Genomic DNA, 1,541 nt, shown 5'->3' with positions numbered 1-1,541 from the left:
TGTCTCGTCCTGCTATAGCTTGTCATTAAAAACAAAAAAATGGCAACAAAAAGCAAAGACAAAACAAAAATTGCGACAAGAAAACCTTGGGGTCGCTTAAGTGAGGATGTTAAAGAAAAAATCCTCTGTGAGATAAATTCAGGAATGCTTAGCAAGAGTGCAGCGAGTCGAAAATACGGTTTGCCCCGAAGTACTATAGGACTTTGGTTTGAGAAGCGTAATTTAGCTATCTTGGCACAAGCAAGCTCTTCAAATGTACTTTCAGCAATGGACGAAAACCAGGAAACAAGACTTCTTAAGAAAAAGATTGATGAACTGACCAAGGCACTCGCCGATGCTCAGCTGAAAAATGTTGGATTAGAAACCATGATTGAGGTTGCCGAAAGCGAACTTAAGATCAACATCAGAAAAAAGCGTGGTACCAAACGGTCTTAAGAATGCGGCAAAAACGACCGGACAAGCCTCTGGTTGAACTTTGTGCACTGTTTGGTGTAAGCCGCCAGGCGTATTACCTGGCACAGAAAACAGCGCTAAAGACTGATATCTCCCATATGGTGGTATTGTCACTGGTGTCTGAATTCCGTTCGGAGATCCCATTTTTAGGAACACGAAAACTCCTGCATATGCTTTCTCCAGAGATGGAAAAGCACAATATAAAAATGGGGCGTGACCAGCTTTATGATCTTTTAAGATTTCATGGGCTATTAATACGCAGAAGGAAACGTTCTATCAGGACTACAGACTCCAATCATGCTTTAAAAAGATATCCTAACCTGATAAAACACATGGTGCTTTCTGCTCCTGAACAACTATGGGTGAGCGATATTACCTACATTCGGACTCAGCTAGGCTTTAGTTACTTAAGTCTGATTACTGATGCTTATTCCAGAAAAATTGTAGGATTTGCTCTCCATCCGAACCTCGAGGCTACTGGTTGTATCATCGCTTTGGAGATGGCCATCGGTGCAAGAAAAAAAGACTCACCCTTTATATTGGTTCATCACTCGGATCGGGGCATACAATACTGTTCTAAAAGCTATACTGAGCTTCTAAACAGGGATAGGATCGCAATAAGTATGACTGAAAGCGGTAGTCCGTACGATAATGCTTTAGCCGAACGTGTTAACGGAATAGTAAAGAATGAGTTTTTTCCAAAAAAGATATACCGTGATCATAAGGAAGCGAAAAGAAGTATTGGGATCATTATCAAAAACTACAATGAAAAAAGACCGCATGGCAGTCTGGACTATCTTACGCCATGCAAAGCACATGACATGAGCGGTGAAATAAAAAAACGTTGGAAGCATTATCCCTACAAGAAAAAGGATATAGAAAAGGATCAAATGGAGACTGTTTGATTCAAATAAAGAAAAAATGAATAGGCTTTTCTTTTAATAATAAATTACGAATTGTACACTTGTAAAGTAATATCAGAATTAACAGAAATGAGATGTAAACTTATTCCAGTATTACAGCCTAGAAAATGTAAACTTATTCTAGTATTATAATTCAAAAACGACAAGTAAATTCAGGATGGGACA

Annotated in this window: 2 protein-coding genes; both read left to right on the top strand. The window is 38.9% G+C overall.

Going from position 1 to position 1,541, the window contains the following annotated elements; genetic code table 11:
- Nucleotides 1–39 precede the first annotated feature (39 nt).
- Nucleotides 40–435, top strand: a complete 396-nt coding sequence (locus U859_RS0130135) for a hypothetical protein (protein WP_025146919.1) — start codon at nt 40–42, stop codon at nt 433–435.
- Nucleotides 436–437: 2 nt separating this feature from the next.
- Complete coding sequence (locus tag U859_RS0130130; RefSeq protein ID WP_025146918.1) at nt 438–1,358, top strand: IS3 family transposase; 921 nt, start codon at nt 438–440, stop codon at nt 1,356–1,358.
- Nucleotides 1,359–1,541: the final 183 nt, after the last annotated feature.

It is taken from the genome of Pedobacter jeongneungensis, from assembly GCF_000633455.1.
GTDB classification, from domain to species: domain Bacteria; phylum Bacteroidota; class Bacteroidia; order Sphingobacteriales; family Sphingobacteriaceae; genus Pedobacter; species Pedobacter jeongneungensis_A.
The sequence above is the reverse complement of the archived record's forward strand: the minus strand, read 5'-3'. Positions and strand labels throughout refer to the sequence as shown.